Source organism: Sphingomonas sp. So64.6b (assembly GCF_014171475.1).
GTDB lineage: Bacteria > Pseudomonadota > Alphaproteobacteria > Sphingomonadales > Sphingomonadaceae > Sphingomonas > Sphingomonas alpina_A.
Genome location: NZ_CP048817.1, coordinates 792,635 through 816,026, shown reverse-complemented (window position 1 = coordinate 816,026; position 23,392 = coordinate 792,635). Strand labels below are relative to the sequence as shown.

The 23,392-nt window shown below is 62.6% G+C and carries 21 protein-coding genes and 2 pseudogenes; 12 read left to right on the top strand and 11 right to left on the bottom strand.

Annotated elements, in window-relative coordinates:
• Nucleotides 1-15: 15 nt before the first annotated feature.
• A pseudogene (locus G4G27_RS03770) lies at nucleotides 16-807 on the bottom strand (ATP-binding protein); the annotation flags it as partial.
• 113 nt (nucleotides 808-920) lie between these two features.
• On the opposite strand from G4G27_RS03770, the gene G4G27_RS03765 reads away from it, so the two are divergent.
• Nucleotides 921-1,715, top strand: coding sequence for a hypothetical protein (locus G4G27_RS03765; RefSeq protein WP_183112110.1), 795 nt, complete (start codon nucleotides 921-923; stop codon nucleotides 1,713-1,715).
• A gap of 2 nt (nucleotides 1,716-1,717) precedes the next feature.
• Here the strand turns inward: G4G27_RS03765 and G4G27_RS03760 are convergent, their stop codons facing one another.
• A complete protein-coding gene (locus G4G27_RS03760) occupies nucleotides 1,718-1,945 on the bottom strand; it encodes a DUF6471 domain-containing protein (protein ID WP_183112109.1) in 228 nt (75 codons plus the stop codon).
• Nucleotides 1,946-2,052: 107 nt separating this feature from the next.
• Here G4G27_RS03760 and G4G27_RS03755 point away from each other — a divergent pair, with 107 nt between their 5' ends.
• Nucleotides 2,053-3,003 (top strand): IS1595 family transposase, encoded by a 951-nt coding sequence (locus G4G27_RS03755; protein ID WP_183113597.1) that lies wholly within the window; start codon nucleotides 2,053-2,055, stop codon nucleotides 3,001-3,003.
• Here the strand turns inward: G4G27_RS03755 and G4G27_RS03750 are convergent.
• The 4 genes and pseudogenes from G4G27_RS03750 to G4G27_RS03735 form a co-directional block, all read right to left on the bottom strand.
• Nucleotides 3,000-3,347 (bottom strand): Panacea domain-containing protein, encoded by a 348-nt coding sequence (locus G4G27_RS03750; protein ID WP_183112108.1) that lies wholly within the window; start codon nucleotides 3,345-3,347, stop codon nucleotides 3,000-3,002. The two genes, G4G27_RS03755 and G4G27_RS03750, sit on opposite strands and share 4 nt — an antisense overlap.
• A 38-nt stretch (nucleotides 3,348-3,385) precedes the next feature.
• Nucleotides 3,386-3,820: a hypothetical protein gene (locus G4G27_RS03745; protein WP_183112107.1), complete on the bottom strand. Its 435-nt coding sequence runs from the start codon at nucleotides 3,818-3,820 to the stop codon at nucleotides 3,386-3,388.
• A gap of 66 nt (nucleotides 3,821-3,886) precedes the next feature.
• Nucleotides 3,887-4,612: pseudogene (locus tag G4G27_RS03740) on the bottom strand (magnesium chelatase domain-containing protein); the annotation flags it as partial.
• A 161-nt stretch (nucleotides 4,613-4,773) separates the two neighbouring features.
• The gene (locus G4G27_RS03735; protein WP_183112106.1) at nucleotides 4,774-5,184 is read right to left on the bottom strand and encodes a DoxX family protein; all 411 of its coding nucleotides are present in this window, start codon (nucleotides 5,182-5,184) and stop codon (nucleotides 4,774-4,776) included.
• 99 nt (nucleotides 5,185-5,283) lie between these two features.
• Here G4G27_RS03735 and G4G27_RS03730 point away from each other — a divergent pair, with 99 nt between their 5' ends.
• The 6 genes from G4G27_RS03730 (at nucleotide 5,284) to yihA (ending at nucleotide 8,820) form a co-directional block, all read left to right on the top strand.
• Nucleotides 5,284-5,571, top strand: a complete 288-nt coding sequence (locus tag G4G27_RS03730) for a hypothetical protein (protein WP_244624545.1) — start codon at nucleotides 5,284-5,286, stop codon at nucleotides 5,569-5,571.
• A 105-nt stretch (nucleotides 5,572-5,676) separates the two neighbouring features.
• On the top strand, nucleotides 5,677-5,811 hold the full coding sequence (gene rpmH, locus G4G27_RS03725) for a 50S ribosomal protein L34 (RefSeq protein ID WP_010162954.1): 135 nt from the start codon (nucleotides 5,677-5,679) through the stop codon (nucleotides 5,809-5,811).
• An 83-nt stretch (nucleotides 5,812-5,894) separates the two neighbouring features.
• On the top strand, nucleotides 5,895-6,161 hold the full coding sequence (gene rnpA, locus G4G27_RS03720; protein WP_244624544.1) for a ribonuclease P protein component: 267 nt from the start codon (nucleotides 5,895-5,897) through the stop codon (nucleotides 6,159-6,161).
• A complete protein-coding gene (yidD, locus tag G4G27_RS03715; RefSeq protein ID WP_183112105.1) occupies nucleotides 6,158-6,370 on the top strand; it encodes a membrane protein insertion efficiency factor YidD in 213 nt (70 codons plus the stop codon). The genes rnpA and yidD overlap by 4 nt, the downstream gene beginning before the upstream one ends.
• 45 nt (nucleotides 6,371-6,415) lie before the next feature.
• Nucleotides 6,416-8,167 (top strand): membrane protein insertase YidC, encoded by a 1,752-nt coding sequence (gene yidC, locus G4G27_RS03710; RefSeq protein WP_183112104.1) that lies wholly within the window; start codon nucleotides 6,416-6,418, stop codon nucleotides 8,165-8,167.
• A complete protein-coding gene (yihA, locus tag G4G27_RS03705) occupies nucleotides 8,164-8,820 on the top strand; it encodes a ribosome biogenesis GTP-binding protein YihA/YsxC (protein WP_183112103.1) in 657 nt (218 codons plus the stop codon). Before yidC ends, yihA begins: the two co-directional genes overlap by 4 nt.
• A 170-nt stretch (nucleotides 8,821-8,990) precedes the next feature.
• Here yihA and G4G27_RS03700 read toward each other — a convergent pair whose 3' ends face one another.
• The gene (locus G4G27_RS03700; protein WP_183112102.1) at nucleotides 8,991-11,030 is read right to left on the bottom strand and encodes an alpha/beta fold hydrolase; all 2,040 of its coding nucleotides are present in this window, start codon (nucleotides 11,028-11,030) and stop codon (nucleotides 8,991-8,993) included.
• A gap of 137 nt (nucleotides 11,031-11,167) precedes the next feature.
• Between G4G27_RS03700 and dacB the strand changes: the two genes are divergently transcribed.
• Complete coding sequence (gene dacB, locus G4G27_RS03695) at nucleotides 11,168-12,628, top strand: D-alanyl-D-alanine carboxypeptidase/D-alanyl-D-alanine-endopeptidase (RefSeq protein WP_183112101.1); 1,461 nt, start codon at nucleotides 11,168-11,170, stop codon at nucleotides 12,626-12,628.
• A 371-nt stretch (nucleotides 12,629-12,999) separates the two neighbouring features.
• Here dacB and G4G27_RS03690 read toward each other — a convergent pair whose 3' ends face one another.
• On the bottom strand, nucleotides 13,000-14,019 hold the full coding sequence (locus G4G27_RS03690; protein ID WP_183112100.1) for a serine hydrolase: 1,020 nt from the start codon (nucleotides 14,017-14,019) through the stop codon (nucleotides 13,000-13,002).
• A complete protein-coding gene (locus G4G27_RS03685; RefSeq protein WP_244624543.1) occupies nucleotides 14,016-15,518 on the bottom strand; it encodes a permease in 1,503 nt (500 codons plus the stop codon). The genes G4G27_RS03690 and G4G27_RS03685 overlap by 4 nt, the downstream gene beginning before the upstream one ends.
• 252 nt (nucleotides 15,519-15,770) lie before the next feature.
• Here G4G27_RS03685 and G4G27_RS03680 point away from each other — a divergent pair, with 252 nt between their 5' ends.
• From G4G27_RS03680 to G4G27_RS03670, 3 genes are all read left to right on the top strand, one after another.
• The gene (locus G4G27_RS03680; RefSeq protein ID WP_183112099.1) at nucleotides 15,771-18,821 is read left to right on the top strand and encodes a TonB-dependent receptor; all 3,051 of its coding nucleotides are present in this window, start codon (nucleotides 15,771-15,773) and stop codon (nucleotides 18,819-18,821) included.
• A gap of 86 nt (nucleotides 18,822-18,907) precedes the next feature.
• Nucleotides 18,908-20,050 (top strand): serine hydrolase domain-containing protein, encoded by a 1,143-nt coding sequence (locus G4G27_RS03675; RefSeq protein WP_183112098.1) that lies wholly within the window; start codon nucleotides 18,908-18,910, stop codon nucleotides 20,048-20,050.
• Between the two features lie 55 nt (nucleotides 20,051-20,105).
• Nucleotides 20,106-22,154 carry an NAD(+) synthase gene (locus tag G4G27_RS03670; RefSeq protein WP_183112097.1) on the top strand — a complete coding sequence of 683 codons (2,049 nt, stop codon included), beginning with the start codon at nucleotides 20,106-20,108 and terminating at the stop codon, nucleotides 22,152-22,154.
• Between the two features lie 29 nt (nucleotides 22,155-22,183).
• Here G4G27_RS03670 and G4G27_RS03665 read toward each other — a convergent pair whose 3' ends face one another.
• On the bottom strand, nucleotides 22,184-22,459 hold the full coding sequence (locus G4G27_RS03665; protein WP_183112096.1) for a hypothetical protein: 276 nt from the start codon (nucleotides 22,457-22,459) through the stop codon (nucleotides 22,184-22,186).
• A 302-nt stretch (nucleotides 22,460-22,761) separates the two neighbouring features.
• On the bottom strand, nucleotides 22,762-23,094 hold the full coding sequence (locus G4G27_RS03660) for a DUF6481 family protein (RefSeq protein ID WP_183112095.1): 333 nt from the start codon (nucleotides 23,092-23,094) through the stop codon (nucleotides 22,762-22,764).
• Nucleotides 23,095-23,392: the final 298 nt, after the last annotated feature.

Genomic DNA, 23,392 nt, shown 5'->3' with positions numbered 1-23,392 from the left:
GCAGCCGGCGCGCTCTTAATTTCGCGGCGCCTGCCGCCGATAGCTCAGCGCTTCCGCGATATGGATCCGCCCAACCCCCTCGCTCCCCGCCAGATCGGCAATGGTGCGCGCAACGCGCAGGATACGGGTATAGCCGCGTGCGGACAGGCGCATCGCTTCCGACGCCTGAGCAAGCAGCTTGCGGCCGGGCTCATCGGGCGTCGCGACAGCCTCCATCAGCGTGCCGTCGATCTCGGCATTGGTGCGCACCGGATGGTCGGCGTAACGCACTGCCTGAACCGCGCGGGCGGCGGCAACGCGCGCGCGGACTTCGGCCGATCCTTCGGCCGGCGGCGGCAGGACAAGGTCGGCGGCGCTCACCGCCTGGACATCGACATGCAGGTCGATACGGTCGAGCAGCGGGCCAGAGACCTTGGCCTGATAGTCCGACGCGCAACGCGGCGCGCGCGAACACGCCAGCGACGCGTCGCCGAGATGACCGCAACGGCACGGATTCATCGCCGCGACCAGCTGGACGCGCGCCGGAAAGGTCACATGGGCATTGGCGCGCGCCACGCTGACCGAGCCGGTTTCGAGCGGCTGGCGCAGCGAATCGAGCACCGCGCGCTGGAATTCGGGCAGCTCGTCGAGGAACAGCACACCGAGATGCGCAAGGCTGACTTCGCCCGGTTTTACCTTGAGTCCGCCGCCGACCAAAGCCGCCATCGACGCCGAATGATACGGCGCGCGGAATGGCCGGGTGCGGGTCAGCCGCCCGCCGTTCAGCGTGCCGGCGACGCTCGCCACCATCGACACTTCCAGCGCTTCCGGCATTATGTAGTAAACGCACCAAGGCGATGACCGACGCCCTTACTCCCGAGGGCGAACGTATCGCAAACGGTGGTGTTGCTCCTAACGCCGCTCCAAAAGGAGCATAGAGCGTGTCTATTTTTTTTGCGGTGCTGCTGGCGCTAGGTGGAATGTCTAGTGCCGGGAATGAAGCTAAAGGAAGGCTTGGTCCCCTTGGTCTCGAAGGCACTGCTAAACGTATGGGACTGGCGGAACACGTCTTCGTAACGTCCAAGCACCTCGTATCGGGCTCCGCCACCTACTTCATCGGAGGTCATGCTCCGCCAGAATTCCTCAGGGGCGCTGCTGTTGATCACGCAAGTAAATTTAACGAGGGGAGAAATAACGGCGACATCAACGGTCTCGGTGGAGGTCGAAAATTCAGAGCGGAAGTTAGTAAGTCGCCCAGTGACGATAATGACGACATTATTAGCTGGGGTGTTGCCGAAGTTCCGCAGAACGAGTTTGACGCTATATTTCGTTTCTGTAGGTCTGTCCTTATCTCGTTTACCCTTAGCGATTGTTATGCAATCGATGTCCAAATAAGCCCGAAGCTGGCGTTTCGCCGTATCGCGCGCGATCCAGTTCGAGTGAAAGGCCAGACCGATGGCGGCCAAGACACCAAGGAAGCTGAGGCCTCCGAACCATCCGGCAAAAGCTGCCCACCAAGCGGCCTTTTCGGCGGCGTCGGCTGCCTTCCACTGAGCGCACAGCTCGTCATTGCTCTTGTATTCGGCGGGGCCGCAGGGCTGGCGTTCTGGCGGGCGTTGCGCCCGTTCGGTCTGTTGATGATAAGCCGCGGCGACATTCGAACGAGCATCGCCTACACGGGGGTCAGCTTGGGATTGTTGGCCATTAGTGGCTGGATATGGATGCTGGGCGCCTAGAATCAGCCATCCGACAGCCGTAATGATGATGCGCCGATAGCCTCTAGGCATTGGATCAAGAACACCGCTGTAAATTTGCCCCGCGCCAGCTTGTTCCTGATGTTCGGCTCTGAGTCCACTACCCCGATTGCCGCCAGCTTTTCGACAAGCTGCGCATAAGTGACGTTCCGGCGCTTCAACTCAGCCTTGAGCAGGCCTTTCACTTTCGCTTCCCAAACTGTATCTGACATCAAAAGCACTCCGTTCGTCGCAAATGCCATCATACGCGATACATTAGCCATTGCCAAGAGTGCATGATTGCCACTATATCCGATGCATAAGCACTGGATACGATGACATGCAACACTTCCTCCTTTCCGCAGCGGCCCGCACTCTCAGCCTCAAGGCTGTTTTCAAGATGGGCGAAGATGCGGCTTACGAGGCGTTCCGCCAGATGCGCTGGCCGGACGGTGAAGCATCGTGCCCGCGTTGCGGTTGCTGCGAAACCTACAGCATCACGACCCGCAAGCGTTTCAAGTGCGTTGCCTGCTATCACCAGTTCAGCGTCACCAGCGGCACGATCTTCGCCAGCCGCAAGCTGAGCTACACCGACCTGCTCGCCGCGATCGTCATCTTCGTAAATGGTGCCAAGGGCGTTTCCGCGCTCCAGGTTTCGCGCGATCTCGACGTTCAGTACAAGACCGCCTTCGTCCTCTCGCACAAGCTGCGCGAGGCAATGCAGCTTGAAGCGCAGGGTCGCGTTCTGGATGGCGTCGTAGAGGTCGATGGCGCGTACTTCGGCGGCTATGTGAAGCCAGCCAACATCAAATCAGAGCGCGCCGATCGCCGCCTTCGCATGGCGCAGTCGGGCAAGCGCCAGTCGGTCGTCGTGATGCGCGAGCGGAACGGCGACACGAACACGATGGTTGGCAAGTCAGAAGCCGCTGGCGTTGCCGCCGTGGTCGCAACCGTCGCGCTCGGCACGATCATCCACGCCGACGAAGCTTCGCATTGGGACGCGCTGCACGGTCGCTATGAAGCCAAGCGGATCAACCATAGCAAGGCGTACTCGCTCGACGGCGCTTGCACCAATCAGGCTGAGAGCTTCTTTAGCCGCCTGCGCCGCGCAGAGGTTGGTGTTCATCACCATATCGCAGGCCCGTACCTGAACGCCTATGCCGGTGAGATGGCATGGCGAGAGGATAACCGCCGCGAAGCAAACGGGTCGCAGGCCGCGATGGTCACGCGCGCTGCAATGGTATCGCCGGTGTCGCGCAAGTGGGCGGGGTATTGGCAGCGGGCGGCCTAAGGAAGTCCGGCAAGATTATTGATTATCAAATTCCGCTGATTAGGGGTCAGGGTCCTTGGGGCCTGATCAGCAATGAACTGAGAAATTCTCTCGGCCAAGGGCTGCTCCCCCGACAGCCCCAAATTACCCCTTATAAAATCGTACAACGTAGAAGGGACCGGCCCGTTCGGCATCGCAACAAACGTATCCGCCACGATCGGGCGGCCATACGTATTGAGATGCTTCTTTTCTGCGAAGAAAAGGACCTTGGAAGCGTAAAAAACCGTGATGCCCGGCCACTGCGTCGCAATGTAAGCCAGCGCCTCAGTGCCTTTCCGCTCATCAAACTGAAAACGGAGTGCCATGACTGAGATATAGGAGCAGGAGGGGAAGTTGTCACCACCTATCGCGCTAGCGTCCATAATTGCCAAAACCCAGCCTCGCCCTCAGAAGACGTTGTTACCCCCAAATCGCGCTGGCGCCGCAAGGCGCAAGCGACCCTACGTCCCATAGAATTGAGCATGCTTGAATCGGCCGCAAGCCCGCGCTCGACAATCAGGCGCTCGCCTATCTCGCGCGTGGTCATGGGCTGGCGAGCGGTGCGCAGAATATCCAGCACCATCCGCGTCATTTCGCCGCGCTTGCTCCAATCCGCAGGCGGACGGAACGCCTTGGGCCTGATCGCCTCTACGGCTGTGTCAGGCGCGACAATCCGCAGGGTGGCGTCGATATGCATCAGATCCTGCACCAGCTTGGCCAGCGCATCCTGTGCCCGTTCTATCTCGCCTGCCAGCGCCGCACGCTTCGCTACGAGGCCCGTTACCATATAGTCTGTCATACGGCAGCATACGCATCGGAGACGATTATGTCTGTACTGCGCTTGGTGCAATTGCTACATAATGCCGAGCGCTTCCGCCGGGTCGAGCGGCGGCAGGATGCCGGGCAGGCACGCCGCCATCAGCGACTTGCCCGCGCCCGGCGGGCCGACCATCACCAGATTGTGCCCGCCCGCCGCCGCGATCTCCAGCGCTCGCTTGGCCGTCTCTTGTCCCTTCACCTGGGCAAGGTCGGGGCCGAAAGCCTCCTCTTCCGCTTCGCCCGGTTGCGCTGCCGGAATCAGGCCATGTCCTTTGAAATGATTAAGCAGCGACAGGATGTCGGGCGCGGCGACCACCTGGATCGATCCCGCCCAAGCCGCTTCCGCACCTTGCGACGCCGGACAGATCAGTCCCTTGCCGATCTCCGACGCATGCAGCGCGGCGAGCAATACGCCCGGCGACGGTCCGATCCGTGCGTCGAGCCCGAGTTCGCCGACCACGACATAATCGGCCAGCGTCTCGGCATCGACCACGCCCATCGCACCAAGCAGTGCGAGCGCGATGGCCAGGTCGAAATGCGACCCTTCCTTGGGCAGGTCGGCGGGCGACATGTTGACGACGATGCGCTTGGGCGGCAGCGACAGGCCCATCGCGGCGATCGCGCCACGCACGCGCTCACGGCTTTCCGCCACCGCCTTGTCGCCCAGCCCGACGACATGAAAGGCGGGTAACCCCGGGATCAGCTGTACCTGAACCTCGACCGCACGCGCCTCAAGCCCAAGATACGCGACCGTCGATACGACCGAAACCATCCACCCCTCCCCGCAATCGCCGCCCTTGGTAACGGCTTTGCGGCGAAGCGGAACAAAAAAGCATCCGAACGGGACGCGATTGGCGGATTGGCGTCGTCACGAGAGCATCGGTTCGGACGGAATCCCCCGCCGGAGGTAGTTCTACTCGAACCAAACCCGCACTACGCGAACGCCCGCGCTCTGGTGGGTCGGTCCGCCGCCGCGACTACCAGCAACAACACCATCAACGCCACGCTGTATTCGGAGCCGCCAGTGCCATGTTCGCCGACGAACCACCCTTGCTGATAATGGATCAGCACAATGCCGGTACCCGCGATCGCGAACAACGGCACTACCGTCCAGCGGATGTAAAGGCCAAGGATCAGCATCGTGCCGGCGATCAACTCGGTCAGCGTGATCAGCCAGACGATGGTCACACCCTGTGGAAAGCCGGCATTTTCCATGAAGGCGCCGAAACGCGGGATCGTCCCGTTGGAAATCCGCACCACGGCATGCGCCATAAAGAAGACCGCGGTCATGATCCGCGTGAGGACGAGCGCCTGAGACAGCCTGATAAAAGGAAAATTGCTCATCGTCATTTGCTGTCAGATATGGACCGGCCCCGCAATAGTCGCGAAAGCCGTCTACGATGGTGTCTTGCAAGGGCAATACAGCGGTCCCATATCACCATCATGACCGACGCCAATCCTCGCAACGCCATGCTGCGCACCGGCCTGTTCTCGCTCGGTGTCGCGCTGGTCGTCGCCGCGCCAGTGGTCGGGCTGGTGCCCGGCCCGGGCGGTGTGGTCGTGTTCGCCGCGGGCCTTGCCTTGATGCTGCGCAACTCGCATTGGGCGAAGCGGCAGTTCGTCGGTGCAAAGAGGCGCTGGCCCAAGGCTGGCGATCTCGCCGATCGCGGCCTGCGCCGGGCGAGCAGCGCACGCCGCCGATCGCGCGCCGAACAGGACGCTCTGCGTTGACTTGTGACACGGCTTTGCCTATGGGCACCGCCTTCAAGGCCGTCCCTGTGGCGGCCCTTTTATATTCAGAATACCCTCCGGGTTTAGAATTTTAGGGAATGACCGATGAAGCGGACCTTTCAACCGAGCAACCTCGTGCGCGCCCGTCGTCACGGTTTCCGCTCGCGCATGGCGACCCCGGGCGGCCGCAACGTGATCCGCGCTCGCCGCAATCGCGGCCGCAAGAAGCTGTCGGCCTGACAATAGATGCTGGCGACGCTGGAGTGAAAACTCTGGCGATTCGCCGCGATTTCCTCGCGGCGAACGCTGGCAGACGCGCACCGATGCCGGGATTCGTCCTGCTCGTGCGCGATCGCGACGACGGCGACGCGACGATGCGAATCGGCTACACCGTCACCAAGAAAATCGGCAACGCCGTGGTCCGCAACCGCATGAAGCGGCGCTTGCGTGCCCTGGCCCGCGATCTTCTTCCCGAATCGGGCATTCGCGGCGCCGACCATGTCCTGATCGGACGCAATGGCGGCATCGAACGCGACTTCGCCCAGCTTCGCACCGACCTCGGCAAGGCTCTCGCAAAGATAAAGCGATGATCGCCAAGTTGCTCATCGGGCTGGCGCGTGCCTGGCAGATCGGTCCTTCGGCGATTCTGCCGCCGACCTGCCGCTACGCCCCTTCCTGTTCGGCCTATGCAATCGAGGCGCTTCGCCGCTATGGCGCGCTGAAGGGCGGGTGGCTGGCGGCACGGCGGATTTCGCGGTGCCATCCCTGGGGCGGGTCCGGTTATGACCCCGTTCCTTGAACTGACCACAGAACAACACCCCAACATGATCGGGATCCAGGCGCGGTGAACAACGACAACAAGAACTTCATCCTGTTCGCGGTGATCGCGGCGGTGATCCTGTTCGGCTCGCAATTCCTGCAGAGCCACTTCTTCCCCGCGGCCAACCCGCCGGTCACCAAGATCGAGGCCGGCCAGACCAAGGTCGTGCCTAACCCCGGCGCGGACCCCGCCGCCGATGGCGCCGCCGCCGTGCGCAGTCGCAATGTCGTACTCGCCGAGACGCCGCGCGTGCGCATCGATACGCCCAAGCTACACGGATCGGTCAACTTGAGGGGCGCTCGGATCGATGACCTGGTGCTGGTCACGTACAAAGAGACCATCGATAAAAATTCGCAGCCGATTCGCCTGCTTTCGCCGGTTGGCAGCTCGGCCAACTATTTCGCCGAGTTCGGCTGGGCCGGCGGCAAGATTATCGCACCTAATAAAGACACCTTATGGGCCTCCAATCGAGCAGATTTGAAACCCAATCAACCTGTCACGCTAAGCTGGAAGAGTCCGCAAGGGCTGATCTTTCAGATCATCATTAGCGTCGACCAAAACTATATGTTCTCGATCGTTCAAAAAGTAGGAAATGCTGGAGCTATCCCCGTCTCGATCCGCTCTTATGGCATCGTCTCGCGTCTGGGGATAACACAAGATGCTGATACCTGGACCAATCACATCGGTCCGATTGGAGTCTTTGGCTCGGGCGCGAACTACGACATTGGTTATGCCAATCTTACCGGTCAGGAGCCCAGCTTCTTTGGAAAAATATTCGGAAGCACCGCAAAAGCTGGTGAAAATTACTTCGATACGACCGGGGGCTGGCTCGGCTTCGGCGACAAATATTGGCTGACCGCTCTAGTCCCGAATCAGAATAATGCTGTTCACTCCGGCTTTCCAGCTTCTAATGGTAAAACATATCAGGCCAACTACACTACAAAGGAAATTGAGTTAAATCCGGGTAAAATTCTCACGCAAAGCGCGCACTTCTTTGCCGGCGCCAAAGAAGTGCGCCTTACCGATGACTATGAAAAAAGCTTGGGTATTAAGAATTTTGACAAGGCGATCGACTGGGGTTGGTTCCGCATCGTCGAGAAGCCGATCTTCTACTACCTCGACTGGCTATTTCGTATGGTCGGCAATTTCGGCGTCGCGATCATCCTGCTGACGGTCACGATCCGCGGCCTGATGTTCCCGATCGCACAGCGCCAGTTCGCCTCGATGGCGTCGATGCGCGCACTGCAGCCCAAGATGAAGGCGCTGCAGGAACGCTATAAGGATGACAAGCCGCGCCAGCAGCAGGAGATCATGGCGCTGTACAAGACGGAGAAGGTCAATCCGCTCGCCGGATGCCTGCCGACCTTCCTGCAGATCCCGATCTTCTACGCGCTCTACAAGGTGCTGCTGCTGACCATCGAAATGCGTCACCAGCCGTTCGTGCTGTGGATCAAGGATTTGTCGGCGCACGATCCGCTGACGCCGCTCAACCTGTTCGGTTATCTCGCCTTCACGCCGCCGGCGTTCCTGGCGATCGGCGTTATCCCGATCCTGCTCGGCATCTCGATGTACTTCCAGTTCAAGCTCAACCCGGCGCCGATGGACGAGACACAGAAGCAGGTCTTTGCGATCATGCCATGGGTGCTGATGTTCGTGATGGCGCCGTTCGCGGTTGGCCTGCAGGTCTACTGGATCACGTCGAACGTGCTGACGATCCTGCAGCAGAAGCTGCTCTATTCGCGGCATCCGGCGTTGAAGGAGGCGGTGGTCAAGTGACCCCAGAACCTGAAACCGGCGCCTTCGACCCCGAACTGATCGAGACCGCGCGCAAGACCTTTGCGGGTCCGGTCGCGTTCCTGAAGTCTGCGCCAACGCTGCAGTTCATTCCGGACGCGACCGTGCCCGAGGTCGCGTTCGCGGGACGCTCGAATGTCGGCAAGTCGTCGCTGCTCAACGCGCTGACCGGACGCAACGCGCTCGCCCGCACGTCGAACACACCGGGGCGGACGCAGGAGCTGAACTTCTTCGATGTCGGCGAACCGCTCGCCTTCCGTCTGGTCGACATGCCCGGCTATGGCTTTGCCAAGGCGCCGAAGGACATGGTCAAGAAATGGCGTTTCCTGGTCAACGACTTCCTGCGCGGCCGGCAGGAGCTGAAGCGCGCGCTGGTCCTGATCGACGCGCGCCACGGCATCAAGGAAGTCGATCGCGAGATCATGGAGATGCTCGACAAGGCGGCGGTGAGCTATCGCCTGGTTCTGACCAAGGCGGACAAGATCAAGCCGACCGAACTCGCCGAGGTCGCCGCCAGAACCGCGGAAGAGGTACGCAAGCGCCCGGCGGCGCATCCCGATATCCTCGAGACATCGAGCGAAACGGGTCTGGGCATCCCCGAACTGCGTGCCGCGGTGCTGGAAGCGATCGGCTGAGCTTGCCTTTTGATTGAGACGGCGATGATGCGGTCACCCTTGATCAGCACGTTCTCGATCGGCGCCGGCGCACCGGTACCGTCGAATACACGAGCGCCGCGGATCAGGGTCGCGTGCCGCACCAACGCCGGCGACCGCCGCGACCAGCGCCATCGTGTTGCGCAGCCAGGTCAGGGGAGCGATTCCTTGCGCATCAGCGTCTGCGCCAGGAACGCATCGGTCGCACGATAGCTGGCCAGCCAGTTGGCGTAGCGCTGGAATGCATGACGTTCGTCGGGAAAGGTGAGCGAGCGGAACGGGATCCGGCGCGCGGTCAGTTCGCGCACCAGCAGCACCGACTGGGCGAAATCGACATTCTTGTCATCATCGCCATGGATCACCAGCACCGGCGAGCGCCACTGGTCGATCGCGCCCATTGGCGACGAACTCCATTGCAGCTGGCGCGCGGCCGCCTGCGCATCAGGCGAGAGATTATTCTCGCCCGAGCGCAGCATGGTGTGCACACCGTGGAAATCCACGCCGGCAGCGAACAGGTCGCTGTTCCGCGCCAATGCCAGCGCGGTCAGATAACCGCCCCAGCTGCCGCCCCAAATGCCGATCCGCGCCGGGTCAACGTGAGGCTGCGCGGCGAGCCAGCGCCCAGCGGCGAGGATATCGCGATATTCCGACGCCCCGCCGCGACCGGTGTCGGCAGCGTTGCGAAACGCGCTGCCATAACCCGTGCCGCTGCGATAATTGACCGCGAGCACATCATAGCCCTGCGCAGCGAAATGCTGGTTGAGGATATAGGCGTTGGAATAATAGCCGCTGGGATGGAAGCCGAGCAGCATCTGCCGCCGCGGCCCGCCATGCGCGAAGATCAGGGCGGAATGTTTGCCCGGGCCGCGGGCACGAAACAGCTGCGCATGGACTTCCACGCCGTCCGCTGCCTTGAACAGCACCGGTTCGGGCGTGACGAAACCATGTGCTTCGACCCTCTTCCCCAGCGGCGTCAGCGTGCGGCCCGCCAGCACGGGGTGCGCGGGGTGTGTCGTGTCGGTCGCGATCGCCGCCAGCGTATCACCGCCTAAAGTCGGAAAACTTTCGATCCCCGATCCCTGCGTCACACGGATCGGCGCGCCGCCGGAAAGCGGCACGCGCCAGATATGCCTGCGATCGATGTCGCCCGCATTGGCGGCATAAATCAGCGACCGCCCGTCCCTGCCGAGCAGGAAGCTCTGCACTTCGAACGCGCCCGGGGTCAGGTCACGCGGTTCGCCGCCCTTTGCCGCGTCGATCGCGAATGGGTGCACCCAGCCATTTCGCTCCCAGGGGAAGACAAGCTGTCCGTCCGCGCCCCAGAACAGGTTGCGGCTGCGCGTGCCATAAAAGCGCGCGCCCTCGCCCGCGGGCGCGCTCCAGACCACGCGCGACACGCCACTCGCGGCATCGGCGACGCGGAGTGACCAGTAAGGGCCGCTTTGCGCCGCCGCGCCTGCGGGCGGGTCGACGTTGTGGATGAAGGCGACCTGCTTGCCATCGGGCGAGAAGACCGGCTCGACCGAGGACCCGAATGACGGATCGAGATAGCGGATCGAGGTGCCGGCGATGTCGAGCAGGCCGACAAAACTATGGTCGTCGCGATCGTCGACGAACAGCAATCGCGTGCCATCCGGCGACCATTGTAGCCGCGACACTTGCCCCGCGACGCTCGCCAATTGACGCGGTTTTGTCCCGTCCCAGAGCCAGATCGCACCCTTGCGAGTATAAGCGACGCGGGTGCCGTCTGGGGTGAATACCGGAGAATGCCCCTCGCCCACCGCGACCGGCGCGGCACCGTCAGCGTTGCCGACAAAGACCAGCTGTTTTGGCAGCGTGGTCGCGGCGTTTGTGTTGGGGATCGAGCCGTCGGGAAATTCCTCGTCGCCGCCGCGCACAAAGGCGATGCCCGTGCCATCGCCGTTGAGCGCGACATCGTACAACTGCTGCCCGTCATCCCCGGCAAAGGCGGTGACCTGCCGAGCGGGTTTGCCGCGATCGGCGATCCAGACATTGCGCACGCCCGCTTCATTCTCGACCCAGGCGAAACGCGTCGCGTCGCGCGCGCCGGTCAGGTCGCCAGCCACGGGCAGCGCCAGCGCGACCGCCAGATCGTCGGGTTTGGTCGAGGCGCTTGTCAGCGCGAACGCGACCGCACACGCGATCAGTCGAAAAGCCGTTTGCCATGCCATATCGCCTGTTGTGACCCGCACGCACCCCGCCGACAAGCGCGGAACGCCGCGGCTATGCGCATCGGTTATGGCCACGCCAACGCTCTGTATGAGCGGTACCCGGTTGTTCCGCGCGCCATTCCTTCTAGGCTTCAATCATGACGCCATCGAAACTGACCGCCGCCATTCTGGTCCTGACGCTCGCCTCGCCGCTTGCTGCGCAGGACGCGCAGTCGCTCAAGAAGCGCGTCGAAACGGCGCTGGCCGAAGCGGCGCCTGGCACGCGGTTCGGGCTGGTCGTCACGACCGAAGACGGGCGCGAGATCGTCGCGATCAATCCCGACCAGCGCTTCATTCCCGCTTCGAACACCAAGATCTTCACCACCGCCGCCGCCTTCGCGACACTGAGTGGCCTCGACCAGCCCGATACGGATGGCGGCACCGCGGTGCGGCTCGATCGGGCGGGCAAGACTGTGCCTGACATAGTACTCGAAGGTCGTGGCGATGCGCGGCTGTCCAATGCGACCGATTGCGCCGCCGACTGCCTCGCCACGCTGGCCGATGCGGTCGCTGCCAAGGCGCGCGTGGTGCATGACGTGATTGGCGACGACAGCATCTATCCCGACCAGCGCTGGGGTCCGGGGATGAGCTGGAACAACATCCCGACGCGCTCGGGCACGGCCACATCGGCACTGACGCTCGACGATAATGAGCTGCCATTGCAGGTAACGCCGGGTGCAGTCGGTGCGGCACCGCGGCTCGACCTGCCACCCTATTATACCGTCGACAACCGCGCCGTGACGGTGGCCAAGGGCAAGACAGACCTGCAATTCGACCGCGCCCCGAATGGCACGCTGCTGCGCCTGAGCGGCACGATCCTGGCCGATGCGAAGCCCGAATTGCTGCGCCTCGGTATCGACGATCCGGCGCACTATACCGCCTGGACATTCAAACGCTTGCTTGAGGCGCGTGGCGTGCGGGTTACGGGCGCGGTGATGGCGCGGCATCGCCCGCTCGGCCCGACCGACGACCCGGCGATACGCCAGGGTGCGCCGGCGCCGCAGCCGCCACGCGAGCTGCCGCTTGCCCAGCTCACCCCGCTACCGCTGATCCAGGACCTGACGCTGATCAACAAGGTCAGCCAGAACCTCCATGCCGAACTGATGTTGCGCCGGGTCGGCCATCGCGCCGGCAGCGGATCGATCGCCGATGGCGCCGCCGAAGTGCGCGCGATGCTGGAGCGCGCCGGTGTGCCGCGCACCGCTTATGATTTCTCCGACGGCTCCGGCATGTCGAGCTACAATCGCGTCGCGCCGCGCGGTGTAACGATCCTGCTGCGCTGGATCGCGAGCCAACCCTGGGGTGTGGCATTTCGCGAAACGCTGCCGATCGGCGGCGTGGACGGAACCTTGTCCAAGCGCTTCAACGGCACGATGCTCGAACGTAAATTGTTCGCCAAGACCGGCACGCTCAACGCAAGTTCTGCGCTTTCGGGCTATATGACCGGCAAGAGCGGGCGGACGCTGATCTTCTCGGCCTATGCCAATGACATGCCCGACGGGACCAGCGCGACCAAGCTGGTGGATCGCGCGTTGGAGCTTATCGCGGCGGAGAATTGAGTGCCAGAGGCCATCGCTGCGGCGACCCTGTTTTCCGACGCTAAGAAAGAGCGCGCCGGTACAAGTCCGGCAAGGGACCATATGCCCGGTCCCGTGCGATGGTTGAATCGCCACCATCGACGGGGCGGTGGCGACAGAATTGCGCAGAGGAGGCGGAGATATAGGACACCGGTTGTGTCGCATCTCTCGGGCCCCCGTCTCTGCAGAAATTCTGAATAATATCGTTATATATCAGTTACTAGATGACTTCTCCGTTTAGTTGACCCATCACTCCCCGTTCGTTTCGAGCGAAGTCGAGAAACAGGCCCAAGTGCTGCGTGAGGTTTCTCGAGTTCGCTCGAAACGAACGGAGGGGTGAACCAAAGAAGGCTCTAGATACTGTTGTCCCAGGCGTTTACCACCGCATCCCCGACCTCGGGTCGCAGCACGAAGATGCCGCTGTCGCGATGGCGCGTCGGGTGCACGCGGTTGGTGAGCAGGGTCCAGGCGAGGCCGCGCTCGAAATCGATCCACAAGCCGGTGCCGGTGAAGCCGGTATGGCCGATCGTCTCGGGCGAGCAGGCATCACCGCCGGGCCAGCCGGCGAAGCGGCGTTCCCAGCCGCAGGTGCGGTCGCCATTTGCCGGCTCGCGGATCGCCTTGAGCATCGCAGGCGATGCGCCACTGCCGTCGAGCAGCCCTTGTGCGAAATCGAGTACGCCCGCGACGGTGCCGAACAGGCCGGCATGGCCCGCATCGCCGCCAAGCGCGGCGCAATTCTCGTCATGCACCTCCCCCTTCAGCACGCGGCCGCGCCAAGTGCAGGCTTCGGTCGCGACCGCAGGTCCGGGCGGCGGCCCGTAGCTCAGGCCACAGGTGAGCGGCCATACCGAGAGTGGCGCGCCGGTGATGCGCTCGATCGCGATGCCGAGCAGGATATAATTGATGTCGGAATAGACCGACGGACCCTGCTTCCATTCGCGCTGCAGCACGAAAGCGCGCAGCCGGGCGGGATCGTCGCCATAGGTGTAGATCGGCTCGACCGCCGGCAGGTGAGTGCGATGCGCGAGGCAGTCGCGGAAGGTCAGGCGACGTTCGGCTGCACCCAGAACGTCATATTGGCGCAGGTCCGGAATCGCATCGGTCAGCGGACGATCGAGGTCGATCCGGCCTTGATCGGCGAGGCGCAGGATCATCGTCGTGGTGGCGACCACTTTCGAAACCGAAGCGAGGTCGAACCAGTGATCTTCGGTCAGTAGCTCCAGCTCGGGCACCAATGCGGCATGGCCGGCGAGCTTCACGGCACGCTTTCCTTCAACGGTGAGCACGCCAAGGGTAGCGCCCGGAATGCGCCCATCAGAAACCGCAGCAGCTACGGGCGCAAAGGCCCGTTCGACCAGCTCGTCCATCATATCGTTTCGTCGTCCGGTGCGCGCGGTTTCATCCGGCCAATGATCGGCAAAAACAGGATCGCGGCAAGGCTCAGCACGCCGGACAACAGGAAGAAGCCGTCATAGCCGATCACGCCCTGCATCGATCCAGACGCACCCGCGAGCAAGCGCGGCAACAAGAAGGCAAAGCCCGACAGAAAGGCATATTGCGCGCCCGGATAGCGCGGATTCACCAGCATCGAGAGATAGACGACGAACACCGCGCCGGCGATGCCGTTGCCGAACTGATCGGCAGCGGTGGCGATATACAGCGCAGTGTTTCCCGGCGCCTGGTGCGCGAGCCAGATGAAGCCGAAATTGCCGAATGCGGCAAGGACCGCGCCGAGGGTCAACGTCCAGGCCTGCGGCCACCGAGTGGTCAGCCAGCCACCTAGCGCCACACCCGCCATACTCGATAACAGGGCGACAGCGCCGTCGGCAAAACCGATCTGAGTCAGCGTATAGCCGAGCGACTTGACCATCGGCTTGGACAGGGTGAGCGCCAGCACGTCGCCCATCCGGTAGAGTGAGACGAAGGCCAGGATCGCCAGCGCGCCGAAGCTGTAGCGCCAGAAGATATCGACATAGGGTCCGATCGCCGCCGATTGCCGGTACCAGACCGTTGGCGGCGCGCTGCGAATCTTCGGCAGTGCCGCCGCCATAATGATGAACGGCAACAGACAGGTGCCCAGCACAACCGGCGTTACATTGGTCTTCGAACTGATGCCAGCACCGGCCGCGAGATCGAGCACGACCCAACCGACCGCTGCGGTGAGCACCGCGACGATCAGCAGGACGACGAAGCTCGCGGCGATCCCGGTCGCCAACGCCACCCAGCGACCGCCGCCGCTCTTCTCCTCGGGGCGCATCGCAACGAGCAGTGGAAACGGCAGGAACGCTGCCGCCGCAATCAGGAAATAGGCATTGTCCCAGCCCGCCCGGTCGGCGACGAGCAACGCGCCGCTGCCCGCCGCGACCATCGCGGTACGATATCCCCACAAATTGGCCGCGACGATCGGCCCCTGCTCGTCCTGAGTCGGCGCCAGTTCGATGCGCCAGGCATCGGCCGCGACCTCCAATGTCGTGGTCCAGAAGGCGAGCAACACCGCGAACAGCGCGGTGACTGCGAGATATTGATCGGCCGCAGTGAACGCCATCGCCACCATCGAGGTGAAGATGCCGAGCTGCGACAGCATGATCCAGCCGCGCCTTTTGCCCCAGAAGCGCGCAAAGCCCGGCACGTCGAAGCGGTCGAGCAACGGTGCCCAGAGGAATTTGAAGGTCGGCAGCAAGGTGACCCAGGCGAAGAAGCCGATCACCACCAGGCCAACGCCATGCTCGGTCAGCCGGAGCGCAAGGACGGTTGAAAACATGTAGAAAGGCAAGCCGGCGGAAAAGCCGAGCAGCACGTACAGCGCCATGCGCCCGAGGCCTGGCCGGATGGCGGGTGCAGCGTCCCCGATCAGTGCGGCATCAGCCAAAATGGAAAGCCGGAACGACGGTCAAAACAGGCAGCATCACGGCTCCATCAGCGAGGATCGGCACAGGCTCGACCGTCCGCCGAGATCAGTCAATGCCGCACTGTGGCACAGGCGCAACGCTATGGGCCATGTTTCAAGGCATACATGCCATAAGGCTATGACTCTCCCCACAGAAACTATGGCGCAGCGCAACATTCTTGTTACTTAATAGCCGGGATCACACGGCAACACGTGGCTCAGGGGGTTTACAATATGATTAGTTCCAAGTCGCTCAAATCGGTCCTCGTTTCGAGTACCGCTTTTGCCGCCCTGGCCTGCACGATGCCGGGCGCCGCTTTCGCGCAAGCCGTGGCAGCGCCGACGCAGGACGCGCCCGCCCAGTCAGCCGCAGAGCAGGACACTGGCGAGATCGTCGTCACCGGCACGCGCATCATCCGCGATGGCTTCCAGGCGCCGACGCCGCTCACGGTCATGACGCAGGAAGAGATCCAGAACCAGTCGCCGTCCAACAACATTGCCGACTTCGTCAACCAGCTGCCGTCGCTCGCCGGGTCGACGCGCCCAGCCAACTCGCGTCTCAACCTCAGCAGCGGCCAGGCGGGTATCAACGCGCTCAACCTGCGTAACCTGGGCGAGACCCGGACGCTGGTGCTGCTTGACGGCCGACGCTCGGTCGGCTCGACAATCACTGGATTGGTCGACGTCAACACGATTCCACAGGGGCTGATCAAAAGCGTCGAGGTCGTCACCGGCGGCGCTTCGGCGGCCTATGGTTCGGATGCCGTCGCGGGCGTCGTCAACTTCGTCCTCGACAAGAAGTACGAAGGGCTGAAGCTTTCCGCCGACAGCGGCATCACGACTTATGGCGATGGCGGCAATTATTCGTTCGAGGCAACCGCCGGTCATTCCTTCGCCGGTGGGCGCGGCCATATCTTGCTAAGCGGCGAGATCGCGCACCGCGACGGCATCTTCAGCGTGGATCGCGACTGGAACGCGACGGGTTATGTGCGCATCCAGGATCCCAACTGGGTGAACGGCAGCACCACACCACGATATCTGATCCGCCGTCAGGTCGGTGCGTCGAACTCGACCCCGGGTGGCATGATCCTCAATTCGTCCGGCGGCGTGGCGAACCGGCTGCGCGGCACTTATTTCGGCCAGGGCGGTCAGGTCCAGCAATATCAATATGGCGCGCTGACCTTCCCCGCGGCGAATGGCAGCGCCCCACCGACGCTGACTCAGGGCGGCAGCTGGCAGGTCAATGATTCCGGCCGGCAGATCGGTCTCGATCCCAAGGACGACCGCTATGGCGGGTTCGCGCGGCTCAGCTATGAAATCGGCGATGGCATCGAATTGTTCGCCGAGGGATCGTACAACCGGCAGAAGATTCTGTTCAACGCCGGTCCCAACCTTGCGTCCACTACGACAGCCTTCAACGCTGCCAATGTCGGCTTCGGCGCGGCTGGCGCCAGCACGCTGGCGGCGGATAATGCCTATCTGATCAACGCGCTCGGGGCCGCGCAGCTGGCAGGGATCACGGGCGTGACGATCGGCACGACAGCGGTCGATCTCCCGTTCCGCGGCGTGGCAAACGAACGGAAGGTGCAGCGCTACGTAATCGGCGCCGAAGGCAAGTTCGAAGCGTTCGGCAAGGCGGCCCATTGGGATATTTACGGGCAATATGGCCGCGCCGAACTGCACGAAGAACTGACCAACATCATGCACACGCAGCGCACGGCGAGCGCGGTCGACGCCGTATTCGCTCAGGCGGGTAATCCGGGTGGCTATGCCGTGGGCTCGATCCAGTGCCACATCAATGTCGATGCGAGCACCACGAATAACGATTCTAATTGCCGGCCACTCAACCGCCTTGGCGTCGGCGTCGGCGATCCCGCGGCGATCGCATATATTCTCGGCAACCCCTATCGCGACGAGATTGCCGAGCAAAAAGTGATCGGTGCCAACCTGTCGTTGACGCCGTTCGCGACCTGGGCCGGCGACGTCAGTATCGCGGTCGGCGGCGAATATCGCGAGGAAAAGATCAGCGGTTTCGTCCCTGCCGAGTTCCAGCCGACCGTCACCGCCAATCCCGGCGGCGGCCTCACCACGAGCAACACTTGGTCGGTGGGCAATTACCTGCCGACCAACGGCAAATATAATGTGAAGGAAGCCTATCTCGAGACCGTTATTCCGCTTGGCCTTGGCCTGGAATTCAACGGCGCGGTGCGCGCGACCGACTATTCGACGTCCGGCTATGTCACGACGTGGAAGCTCGGCGCGACCTGGCAACCGATTGAGGACATACGGTTCCGCGTGACGCGTTCGCGCGACATCCGCGCGCCCAACCTCAATGAGCTGTATCAGGCCGGTTCATCGAACACGGATGCCGTAAGCAATCCGTTCGGCGCAGGCAGTGGGCCAAATGGCGGCAATTATGGGTCGAGCATCTCCTATTCGGCGCTGAACGTGGGTAATCCGAACTTGCGTCCCGAAAAGGCCAATTCCTGGAATATCGGCGCGGTCCTTTCGCCGAGGTTCCTGCGTGGCTTCAACCTGTCGGTCGATTATTTCCGCATCGACATGAAGGATGCGATCGACACGCTCAGCGCGCAAGATATCGTCAATCGCTGCTTCGAGGGACGGGCGGAGTATTGCGCCATCATTACGCAGGACCCCAACAGCACGTCACGCATCCTGCTCCGCAGCCAGCCGTTCAATTTTGCTCGCAAACTAGTGCGCGGCATCGATTTCGACGCTTCCTATCGTTTGCCGCTCAACAGCATCTTCGCAAAGGCGTCAGGCAATTTCACCCTGCGCGGCGTGGCGACGCGCTATATCGAGAACCTCAGCGATCCCGGCATCCCGAACACTGTTGTGTTCAATACGGTTGGTACGAACGGCAGCCAGGGCGCCACGCCGACCTGGATCTTCCGCGGGAGCGCGACCTATGACTCGGAAACTACCTCGGTCAGTGTGGTAGGACGTGGCGTGAGCGCGGGAAAATATGCCGCCAATGGCATCGAGTGTCAGACCGGATGCCCCGTTTACCCGACCACTGCCGAAGCAAACCAACATCCGACCTATGACGACAATCACGTGTCGGGGCTGTTCTATGTGGATCTCAACCTGACGCAGAAGATCGCGATCAGCAGTTCGTCCAAGGCCGAAATGTTCTTCAACGTGACGAACGTGTTCAATCGCGAACCGTTGTTGGTGCCGGAAACCGGCCTTGCGGCGAACAGCACCTATTCGGACATGCTCGGCCGCGCCTTCCGCGTCGGTGTCCGCATCCAGCTGCGCTAATCGATATGCCGGCTCCATCCCAAGGATGGGGCCGGGAATGTCCGACGAAATGCTCCGGCGACAGAAATGAGCGTTAGGCACATCGCATGATGCTTTCGATCGCCCTGCTTGCCGCCGCTCAGCCCGTTGCAACCGTTCGCGTGGCGTTCGATCGCAAAGGGGAAATAGCGGTCAACGCGTCGGGAGTCGCCGATCTCGCCACCGGCCGTCCGGTTACAGCCGACGACCCGGTGCGGGTCGCCTCGATCTCGAAGCTGGTCATGGCGATCGGCGTGATGCGGCTGATCGAGCAACACAAACTCGATCTCGATGCCGATGTCTCGACCCTGCTCGGCTGGCCGCTGCGCAATCCAGCCTTCCCCGACCGCAAAATCACGTTGCGGCTTCTCATGTCGCACCGCTCGAGCCTGACCGACGGCATTGATTACGTCCTGCCGCTCGACGCCGACCTTCGCGCCGTCGTTGCCGATCCCAAGGCATGGGATACCGAGCACGCCCCGGACAGCTTCTTTCGCTACACCAACCTCAATTCGCCGATCATCGCGGCAGTGATGGAGCGCGCGACGGGCGAGCGCTTCGACCGGCTGATGGACCGGCTCGTGCTTGCGCCACTCAGGATCGACGCCTGTTATAATTGGGCGAATTGCGCCGACACGGTCGCTGCGCGGGCGGTGGTCTTGTACCGCGCCGGGGCGCCGGTGAAGGATGACAATCACGGCGCCAGACCCGCCTGCCCGGTCCAGCCCGCCCAGGACGGGAGTTGCGATCTATCGCGCTGGCGCGCCGGTGCCAATGGCGGAATCTTCTCGCCGCAAGGCGGCCTGCGCATTTCGGCGCGCGGGCTGGCGAAGATCGGCCGGCTGTTGCTGAATGACGGCACGGTGGATGGCATCAGGCTGCTCAGCCCGCGCTCGATCGCCCTGCTTGAAAAACCGCTGTGGAAATTCGACGGTAGTAATGGCGATACGCTGAACGGCTTCCATTGCAGCTATGGGCTCAATGTCGCGTTCCTCGCCACCGGCACCAGAGACTGCCGCGACGATCCGTTCGGTGACGGGCAGCCGCGCATAGGACATGCCGGCGAGGCTTATGGCCTGTATTCGGGCCTGTGGATCGACCGCAAGCGCGGCACCGGTGTCGCCTATTTTGCGACCGATGTGCCGGCCGGGCCGGGCCAGCGATCGGCGTTCACCACGACCGAGGAATCGCTCGCCAACCCAGCCGACTGACGCGATCGGGCGAGCCGGCGTGGCGTTGCCGGAAAGAAGCCGCTAAACGCAGGCCATGGCGAAGACACATGCATTTCATTCGATCCACAGCCACGGCCTGATCCGCGCGGGCGCCTGTACGCCGCATGCGACGGTCGGCGATCCGGCTGCCAACGCCGCCGCGACAATCGCGCTGGCGAAGGATGGGCACAAGCGTGACGCGGATCTGCTGGTCTTTCCCGAACTCAACATCAGTTCCTATGCGATCGACGACTTGCACCTGCAGGACGCGATGCACGCGGCGACCGACGCGGCGCTGACCAAGGTTGTCGCGGCATCGGCGAAGCTGCGGCCGGTGTTGCTGGTCGGCGCGGCGCTGCCGCGTAACGGACGGCTGTACAACTGCGCGGTGGTGATTGCGCGCGGCCGCATCCTTGGTGTTGTGCCGAAAACCTTCCTGCCCAATTATCGCGAATATTATGAGAAGCGCTGGTTCGCGAGCGGGGCCGGACTGTCTGGCGAGATCTTCGTTGCCGGGCAGAATGTGCCATTCGGACCGGACCTGATCTTCGCGGCGAGCGACCTGCCGCATTTCATCTTCCATGCCGAGATCTGCGAGGATTACTGGGCCCCTACCCCGCCCTCGACGATGGGCGCGCTCGCCGGCGCGTTGATCTGCTGCAATCTGTCCGCCTCCAATATCGTGGTCGGCAAGGCACGCGAACGCGCGATGCTGTGCGCGGCGCAATCGGCGCGGGCGGCCTGCGCCTATGTCTTCTCCGCCGCCGGGCCGGGCGAGAGCACCACCGATCTCGCCTGGGATGGACAGGGGATGATCCATGAGCTGGGCGAGTTGCTGGTCGAATCGGTGCGTTTCAAGCGCGATGCCGAGACGGTCTATGCCGATGTCGATTGTGGACGGCTGCTGCAGGAGCGGATGCGCGTCGGCACGTTCAATGACAGCGCGGTACTCGCCGGTCATCCCGAAACGCGCTTTCGCCGCATTGCGTTCGAACATAAGCCGAGTTTCGCCGATATCGGGCTGGAACGCGCGATCCGGCGTTTTCCGTTCGTGCCCAATACGCCCGAAAAACTCGACGCGGATTGTTTTGAAGCGTTCAACATCCAGGTCGAGGGGCTGCTCAAGCGAATCGAGGCGGCCAAGGCGGAAACGCTGGTGATCGGCGTGTCCGGCGGGCTCGATTCGACTCATGCACTGATCGTCGCGGCCAAGGCGATGGACCGGCTGGGTCGCCCGCGCGACCATATTCTGGGTTTCACCATGCCCGGCTTCGCCACCGGAGAGGGCAGCAAGAGCAATGCCTGGACGCTGATGCGCGCACTTGGCGTGAGCGGTGACGAGATCGATATCCGTCCCGCCGCGCAACAGATGCTGAGCGATATGGAACACCCGTTCGCCAAGGGCGAGCCGGTCTATGACGTGACGTTCGAGAATGTGCAGGCCGGCCTGCGCACCGATTATCTGTTCCGCCTCGCCAACCAGCGCGGCGGGCTTGTGGTCGGCACCGGTGATCTGTCCGAACTGGCGCTCGGCTGGTGCACTTATGGCGTCGGCGACCAGATGAGCCATTATGCGGTCAATGCCGGCGTGCCCAAAACGCTGATCCAGTTCCTGATCCGCTGGTGCGTCAAGACCGACCAGTTCGACCGCGCGACCGATGCGGTGCTCGAGGCGATCCTGGGCCAGGAAATCTCACCCGAATTGGTCCCGGCCGATGCCGATGGCGCGATGCAGAGCACCGAGGCGCGGATCGGGCCGTACGAGCTCAACGACTTCTTCCTGCACTATACGATCCGCCACGGCATGGCGCCGTCGAAGATCGCGTTCCTTGCCCTGCATGCGTGGCGCGATGTGCAGGCCGGGCGCTGGCCGATCGATTTTCCGCGTGACGGACGGCACCAATATGATCTGGCGACGATCAAGGGGTGGCTGGAGAAATTCCTGTTCCGCTTCTTCGTGACCAGCCAGTTCAAGCGCTCGGCGATTCCCAACGGGCCGAAGGTTTCGGCCGGGGGTGCATTGTCACCGCGCGGGGATTGGCGTGCGCCTTCCGACGGGACGGCGGCGCCGTGGCTGGCCGAACTGGCGAAGAACGTGCCGTAAGTGCCGGCTTTCGGCGCAGGTGCCGATTTTCAGAGTATAGAACCGGTCGCCGGGCGCGACGCGTCCCGATCCGTCTCAGTGAAATCGATCGCGAACGGCGCGTCAGGCAAGTCGGCGCCGTTCAGGTCGATCATGATGGGTACGTCGCCAAATTCGATGCGGTGCTTCCTGACCGATGCGAAGCACGCTTCGAGTGAAGGATGATGCGTGCCGTGGACAATCACTAGTCCCTGCTGATCGAGCCTTGACCAGCTCCAGACGATTTCAGTTCGCCGCCACCCGCCGCGTTCATCGCCGGATTTCATGAACACGATGTATTGTTGACCGCAATGATCCATACACTCGAATATATAGCGGGGGATTTTTTCGGTCTTCTAAGGTATATTACGACCTGTTCTCCGGCGTCAGATATCTCCGATGTCATTGACTGTCCGCATCGAGCGGGCTCGGGGCGGAGCTGCACCATTCAATTTCATGCGAGCACGGCGAACGCGCCCGCGCGAACTGGACAGGTCATGTCGAGCCATCGGCTTATGGATTGGCTCGAAATAATCGAATGTGGGCGCGAAAAATGAAAGGAATCGATCGTAGCGGGGCCTACTCGACCTTATTTCTTGCCTTTTTTCCGAGCGGCATAGCGCGCATCCCGCGCGGCCTTTTTCTCAGCCTCGGTAAGCTGCGCCCGTTCGACAGCAGCGGCGGCTTCGGCCAGCGCGGCTTCGGCCTTGGCGATCTTGTCGAGCTTGGCCTGTTCGGCGGCGGCGAGCTTGTCGGCGCGACGCTTGGCGTCGGCCACTTCCTTCGCAGCACGCGCCGCGGCGCGCGCTTCAGCGACCGCCGGATCGATCGGCGGCTTGGCTTTCAGTTTTTCCAGCGCCTTCTGCTTCGCCTGCGCGGAGAGCGCTGCGCGGTCCTGAAAGCTGGGTTCCTTGTAAGCCATCGGTGTTCGAGCCTTTCGGGCGCGTTATATATTGGAAACTGACGGAGAGGCGGGATTCGAACTTGGCGACAAGCCTTTGTTATTCCCAGCTTTCCTATCGACGAATCTTCCGTGATACCGCGAAATGTACCACAAAAAATTTGCGCCTGAAAACCGGGGCTTGGCGCCCCAGTTCAACTCCGTGCGCCTCTATCGAACTCACGGTACATGGTCAAGCGGGAGCCGTCCGCGATGCGGCTTGGCGAGACGTGCCGAAGCCATCTCAGACTCTGCGTTTCTTGCCCTCGAAGACGTCCTT